The sequence below is a fragment of the Curtobacterium sp. 22159 genome (genome assembly GCF_052045775.1).
GTDB lineage: Bacteria > Actinomycetota > Actinomycetes > Actinomycetales > Microbacteriaceae > Curtobacterium.
The window spans coordinates 257690-263924 of the sequence record NZ_JBQEPN010000002.1; the positions used below are offsets into that span (position 1 = coordinate 257690).

Consider the following 6235-nt stretch of genomic DNA (forward strand, 5'->3'; position numbering starts at 1 on the left):
GTTGATGGTCGCCCTCGTGGCGGTGTTCTGACAGACCTCTCGAAAGGCCGGCCCGATGCACATCCTCGAGGCGATCTTCCTCGGCTTCGTCCAGGGACTCACCGAGTTCCTGCCCGTGTCGTCGAGCGCGCACCTGCGCATCGTCGGGCTGTTCCTGCCCGACGCGCAGGACCCCGGAGCCGCGTTCACCGCCGTGACGCAGCTCGGCACCGAGACCGCGGTGCTCATCTACTTCTGGCGCGACATCACCCGGATCATCGGCCGGTGGTTCCGTTCCCTGTCGGGCAGGACGGTCCCGCGCAACGACCCCGACGCGCGGTTGGGCTGGCTCGTGATCATCGGGACGATCCCGATCGGCATCGCGGGCCTGGTCCTGCAGGACTCGATCGAGACGACCTTCCGGTCGCTGTGGATCGTCGCGATCGTGCTCATCGTGTTCGGCATCGTGCTCGGCGTGCTCGACATCGTCGGCAGGAAGGTCCGGCGCATCGAGCACATGACGTTCGGCGGCGGCATCCTCATCGGTCTGGCGCAGGTGCTCGCCCTCGTGCCGGGCGTCTCGCGCTCCGGCGCGACCGTGTCGATGGGGCTCGCCCTCGGGTACACGCGACCTGCGGCGGCACGCTTCGCGTTCCTCCTGGCCGTCCCCGCGGTCTTCCTGTCCGGCCTGTACGAGGCCGCCACGAGCCTCGGTGACACCGGCGCGCCGTTCGGCGTCGTCGACACGGTCGTCGCCACGGTCGTCGCCTTCGTCGTCGGGTTCGTGGTGATCGCGGCGTTCATGAACTACATCAGCAAGCGCAGCTTCCTGCCCTTCGTGGTCTACCGGATCGCACTCGGTATCGTTCTGATCGTGTTGTTGTCGCTCGGAGTGATCCAGCCGTGAGGGCCTGGCAGGCCCCGTCCGTCCCGACCGTCCCCGGCGCAGGTCCGCGTCCCGTCGTGCACGAGACGGCCTCCGGCAAGCCGATCGACCCGACGCGCGGCGAGGAGCGAGCGGCGCTCTACGTGTGCGGCATCACCCCGTACGACGCGACCCACCTCGGGCACGCGGCGACCTACCTGGCGTTCGACACCCTCGGGCGGGCCTGGCGTGACGCGGGTCTCGAGGTCGAGTACGCGCAGAACACCACCGACGTCGACGATCCGCTGCTCGAGCGGGCGGCCCGCGACGGGGTCGACTGGCGTGCGCTCGCGGCGTCGCAGATCGACCTGTTCCGCCGCGACATGGAGGCACTGCGGGTGCTCCCGCCGGACGACTACGTGGCCGTGACGGACGAGGTCGAGCGGGTCGCCGAGGCCGTGGCGTTCCTGCAGGAGACCGGCTACGCGTACGAGGTGCCCACCGCCGACTCCGAGGGCGACGACCTGTACTTCGACGTGAACCGCCCGACCGAGGCGTGGGCGCTCGGCGACGAGAGCGGCCTCGATCGCGAGACGATGACCGCGCTGTCGGCCGAACGGGGCGGCGACCCGGAACGCCCCGGCAAGCGCGATCCGCTCGACCCACTGCTGTGGCGTGCGGCCCGTGCCGGGGAACCCTCGTGGGACACCGTCGTCGGTCCCGGTCGCCCCGGATGGCACATCGAGTGCAGTGTCATCGCGGGCGACAAGCTCGGCCTGCCCATCAGCGTGCAGGGCGGCGGCAGCGACCTGGTCTTCCCGCACCACGAGATGAGCGCAGGGCACGCGGCGGCCCTGGCGCACCAGCCGCTCGCGAACGCGTTCGTGCACACCGGGATGATCGCCTACCAGGGCGAGAAGATCTCGAAGTCGCTCGGCAACCTCGTCACCGTGCGGGGGCTGCTCGACGACGGAGCGGATCCGCGGGCGATCCGGCTGGCGTTGCTGTCCCACAAGTACTCGGACGACTGGGAGTGGTTCGACACCGAGCTCACCAGTGCGACGACGCGTCTGGCGACCTGGGACGCGTGGGCCAGTGGTGCCGACGCCGGGCACGTGGACGATGCGGACGACGTGATCGCGCGCGTGCGTGCGCGGGTCGCCGACGACCTCGACACGCCCGGAGCGGTCGCGGCCGTCGACACCGCGATCGCCGGGGGGACGGCGGTCACGCCGGCGCTGGTCGACCTCATCGACGCCCTGCTCGGCATCCGGCTGGCCTGAGCGGCGGCCGCGGGGGCCGGGCCGGCGGGATCGGTCCCGTTCCGTTCCGTTCCGGTCGCAGGACATGCCGTCGGCGGTCGTTCTGGTCGCACGACGAGCCGCCTGCGGTCGTTGCGGTCGCACGACGTGCCGTCGGCGCCGAACCTGAGCGGCACGTCGTGCGACGAGAACCGCGCCGCGCCCGCGACCTCCTACTGCGGCGGCTGCGGCGGACGGAACCCCTCGCCTCCGGCGGTGCCGCCGTCCTTGCCGTCCTTGCGCTCCCGACGGCGGAGGTACTGCTCGAACTCCTGCGCGATGGCGTCACCCGACGCCTCGGGCGAGTCGACCGTGTCACGCGCCTGCTCGAGCTGCCCGATGTACGTCGCCATGTCCTCGTCATCGGCCGCGAGGGCGTCGATGCCCTCCTCCCACTCGGTCGCGTCGTCGAGCAGCGAGCCTCGGGGGACGGTGACGTCAGTGAGCTCCTCGATCTTGTCGAGCAGCGACAGCGTGGCCTTCGGCGACGGCGAGTTGTGCACGTAGTGCGGGACGGAGGCCCAGAGGGAGAGGGTGGTGAGCCCGGCCTTGTCCATGGCGTCGGCGAGCACCCCGAGGATCCCCGTCGGACCCTCGTACGACGAGCGATCGACGTCGAACGCCGCTCGGACGCCGGCGTTGTCGCTCGACACGAAGACCGAGATCGGCCGCGTGTGCGGGACGTCGGCGAGCATGGCCCCGACGAACACGACCGCGTCGATCGAGTACACGTCCGCCAGGTCGATGATCTCGGCGCAGAACCCCCGCCACGTGCGGGACGGCTCCGGACCGACGAGGACGAAGACGTCGCGCTCCGACTCGGAGCCGGTGGCACCGATCACGGGGCGCCCTTCCGCGCCGGGGCCGTACAGCACGATCCGGGGCCACTGGATGCCACGCGCGCCGCTCTCGTCGGAGCCGACGGTCGGGCGGTTGAACTGGTAGTCGACGTACCGCTCACCGTCGAGCTCGCGCAGTTCGTCGAGCGCGAGTGACTCGACGATGCGTCTGGCGAGACCGCTCGCCGCTTCGCCGGCGTCGTTCCAGCCCTCGAACGCGACGACGAGCAGTCGGCCGTCGCTGAAGGGGGAGTGCTGTGGCACGGACGGGACCTCCTGGTGGTGGAGCGGGGCGGGTGCAGCGCTGCGGCCGCACACGACCGGACACGATTCGCAGCCACAAGGATAGGGCCGTGGGGCGTCCTGTCGCCCGCGCGTCCGCGGTGAGCGGAACAGCGGTGCGCGGAACCGCCCCGGTAGACTCGTCGCCCGTGACCGCGCATCCCTCGTCCCTCGTCCCGCCCGCAGCCGTGCTTTGGGACATGGACGGCACGATCATCGACACCGAGCCCATCTGGCAGCAGTCCCAGGTGGAACTGACCGCGCTGCACGGTGCCCGCTGGACGCACGAGGACGGCCTGTCGCTCGTCGGCAGCGGCCTCGAGCGGTCGGGCGAGATCCTCCGCGACAAGGGCGTCGACATGGAGGTCGAGGAGATCGTCCAGTGGATGACCGACTACGTCATGGTGCGCCTCCTGGCCGGTGAGCTGCCGTGGCGGCCGGGTGCCCGCGAGCTCATCGAAGGTCTGCACGAACGTGGCATCCCGACCGCCCTGGTGACCATGTCGCGGCGGAAGATGGCGCTGGTCGCGGCCGAGGCGCTCGGCGAGCGCGGGTTCCGGGTCGTCGTCGCCGGTGACGACGTCGACCGCCCGAAGCCGTTCCCGGACGCCTACCTGGCCGCCGCGGCGCAGCTCGGCGTCGACCCGACCGCGTGTGTCGCCATCGAGGACTCGGCGACCGGCGTCGCGTCGGCCGTGGCGTCCGGAGCCGTCACCGTGGCGGTCGAGCACATCGTCCCGCTGTCGGACATCGCCGGCGGCGACGTGCACCTGACCACCCTCGCGGACGTCGACGTCGACCGTCTCATCGAACTGACCGCCCCGGCGCTGGCCGCCCGCACCCAGGAGGTCGCACGATGACCGACACGCTCCCGCACACCGTCGGTGGCGCTCCCCACACGCCGCCCCGCGGTCCGTTCCGCGCCGGCGACCGTGTCCAGCTGACCGGTCCGAAGGGCAAGCTCACGACGCTGTCCCTCGAGGTCGGTGGCGAGTACCACACGCACCGCGGCGTGCTCCGGCACGACGACGTGATCGGACAGCCCGACGGCTCGGTGATCCGGGCCACCACCGGCGACGAGTACCTCGCGCTCCGTCCGCTGCTGAACGACTACGTGATGTCGATGCCGCGCGGCGCCGCGATCGTGTACCCGAAGGACGCCGCCCAGATCGTCGCCTTCGCCGACGTGTTCCCGGGGGCCCGGGTGGTCGAGGCCGGTGTCGGTTCCGGCGCACTCTCGCTCTTCCTCCTGCGCGCGATCGGGCCGACCGGTCAGCTGCAGTCCTTCGAACGTCGTGAGGAGTTCGCGGCGATCGCCCGGGGCAACGTCGGCACGTTCCTCGGCGCCGTCCCGGACAACTGGTCGGTGACGGTGGGGGACCTCGTCGAGGAACTCCCGGACGCCACCGAGCCGCAGAGCGTCGACCGGGTGGTGCTCGACATGTTGGCCCCGTGGGAGTGCGTCGACGCCGCGGCGGACGCACTCGTGCCCGGCGGCCTCATCGTCTGCTACGTCGCCACGGTCACGCAGCTGTCCCGCACGGCCGAGGCGCTCCGCGACACCGGGCGCTTCACCGACCCGCAGTCGAGCGAGACCCTCGTCCGCACCTGGCACGTCGAGGGGCTGGCCGTCCGGCCGGACCACCGCATGGTCGGGCACACCGGGTTCCTCGTGACCGCTCGTCGACTGGCGGACGGCGTGGTCCTCCCGAACCTCAAGCGCCGCGCAGGCAAGGCCGAGTTCTCGGACGAGGACATCGAGGCGTGGACGCCCGGCGCGGTCGGCGAGCGGTCCGCCAGCGACAAGAAGCTCCGCAAGGTGGCTCGTCAGGCGGCGGCCCAGGCCCGCAAGGTCGCCGCGGCCGAGGCAGGCGTGCCCACAGCCGAGGCCGGCGCGCCCACGGCGGGGGCCGGCGTGCCCGCGACCGACGGCCCGGAGCGGACGGACGAGCCTGCTGAGGACGACCGGTAGGCTACGGTCCGTGCCCGTCCTGCATCGAACGGAAAGAGGGTCCGTGCGCACCATCCCCGCACTCCTGGTCACCATCGGCCTCGCCGCAGCACTCACCGGGTGCGCGGCGAGCGGGGCCGGCACCACGCCGTCGAGCTGTGCCGCTCCGGGGGCCGCTTCCGAGGCGGTGACCGCCACCGGCGCGTTCGGCAAGGAGCCGAAGGTCACGGTCCCGAGTGGCCTCACGACCAAGGGCACGCAGGTCTCGGTCCTCAAGCAGGGCGAGGGGCGCGAGATCGAGGACGGCACCCCCGTCCTCATCGAGTACACGCTCGTCGACGGCGCCACCGGCGAGGTCGCGCAGTCGAGCGGCTACTCGGGGCAGACCGCACCGATCACCGCCGGGGCCGACAACTACGGCGCCCTCGGAGCGTCGCTCGAGTGCGCGCACGTCGGGGACCGCCTCGCCGTCGCGCTGCCGAAGAGCGCCCTGAGCTCCTCCACGACCAGCACCTCGTCGTCGAAGACCGAGGACGCCGTCGTGGCGGTCATCGACGTCAAGCGCGCGTTCGACGCCCGTGCCACCGGCACCCCGCAGCTCGCGGGCGACAAGATGCCGGCCGTCGTGCTCGCCCCGTCGGGCGCACCGGGCATCACCATCCCGTCGTGGAACGCTCCGTCCTCCGACGAGACGCATCTGCTCCGCAAGGGACACGGCGCCGAGCTCAGCGCGAAGGACACCGCGCTCATCAAGTTCACCGCGGTCACCTGGGGCGCCCGGGGTGCGGACGCGTCCGTCGCCGGTTCCAGCTGGACCGACGGATCGGGTGCCCAGACCGTCCCGCTCGCCGAGGGCAAGGTGCAGGAGGGTGTGCGCAAGGCCATCCTCGGCCACCGCGTCGGCGACCAGGTGCTCGCGATCGTCCACCAGCAGGGCACGGCCTACGCGTACGTGATCGACGTGCTCGGCAAGCTCTCGAGCTGACCCACTCCGGCCATCCACTGACGGCGGCGCGGG

At 71.9% G+C, this 6235-nt stretch carries 6 protein-coding genes; 5 read left to right on the forward strand and 1 reads right to left on the reverse strand.

The features are described 5' to 3' along the window. Positions 1-55: 55 nt before the first annotated feature. A complete protein-coding gene (locus ACTJKO_RS03335) occupies positions 56-886 on the forward strand; it encodes an undecaprenyl-diphosphate phosphatase (protein ID WP_440685639.1) in 831 nt (276 codons plus the stop codon). Continuing rightward, positions 883-2127 (forward strand): cysteine--1-D-myo-inosityl 2-amino-2-deoxy-alpha-D-glucopyranoside ligase, encoded by a 1245-nt coding sequence (gene mshC / locus ACTJKO_RS03340; protein ID WP_440685641.1) that lies wholly within the window; start codon positions 883-885, stop codon positions 2125-2127. The genes ACTJKO_RS03335 and mshC overlap by 4 nt, the downstream gene beginning before the upstream one ends. Before the next feature lie 191 nt (positions 2128-2318). On the opposite strand, the gene ACTJKO_RS03345 is transcribed toward mshC, so the two are convergent. Continuing rightward, positions 2319-3248: a proteasome assembly chaperone family protein gene (locus ACTJKO_RS03345; RefSeq protein ID WP_440685643.1), complete on the reverse strand. Its 930-nt coding sequence runs from the start codon at positions 3246-3248 to the stop codon at positions 2319-2321. A 167-nt stretch (positions 3249-3415) separates the two neighbouring features. Here ACTJKO_RS03345 and ACTJKO_RS03350 point away from each other — a divergent pair, with 167 nt between their 5' ends. From ACTJKO_RS03350 to ACTJKO_RS03360, 3 genes are read left to right on the forward strand one after another with little or no spacing between them, the layout of a single operon-like run. Next, positions 3416-4126 carry an HAD family hydrolase gene (locus ACTJKO_RS03350; protein ID WP_440685645.1) on the forward strand — a complete coding sequence of 237 codons (711 nt, stop codon included), beginning with the start codon at positions 3416-3418 and terminating at the stop codon, positions 4124-4126. Then, complete coding sequence (locus ACTJKO_RS03355) at positions 4123-5238, forward strand: tRNA (adenine-N1)-methyltransferase (protein WP_440685647.1); 1116 nt, start codon at positions 4123-4125, stop codon at positions 5236-5238. The genes ACTJKO_RS03350 and ACTJKO_RS03355 overlap by 4 nt, the downstream gene beginning before the upstream one ends. Before the next feature lie 43 nt (positions 5239-5281). Continuing rightward, positions 5282-6202: a hypothetical protein gene (locus ACTJKO_RS03360; protein ID WP_440685649.1), complete on the forward strand. Its 921-nt coding sequence runs from the start codon at positions 5282-5284 to the stop codon at positions 6200-6202. Positions 6203-6235 lie beyond the last annotated feature (33 nt).

Excerpts from the sequence above, each read along its gene's own strand:
- ACTJKO_RS03335 (WP_440685639.1), top strand. The coding sequence starts at position 56 with ATGCACATCCTCGAGGCGATCTTCCTCGGCTTCGTCCAGGGACTCACC.
- ACTJKO_RS03355 (WP_440685647.1), top strand. The coding sequence starts at position 4,123 with ATGACCGACACGCTCCCGCACACCGTCGGTGGCGCTCCCCACACGCCG.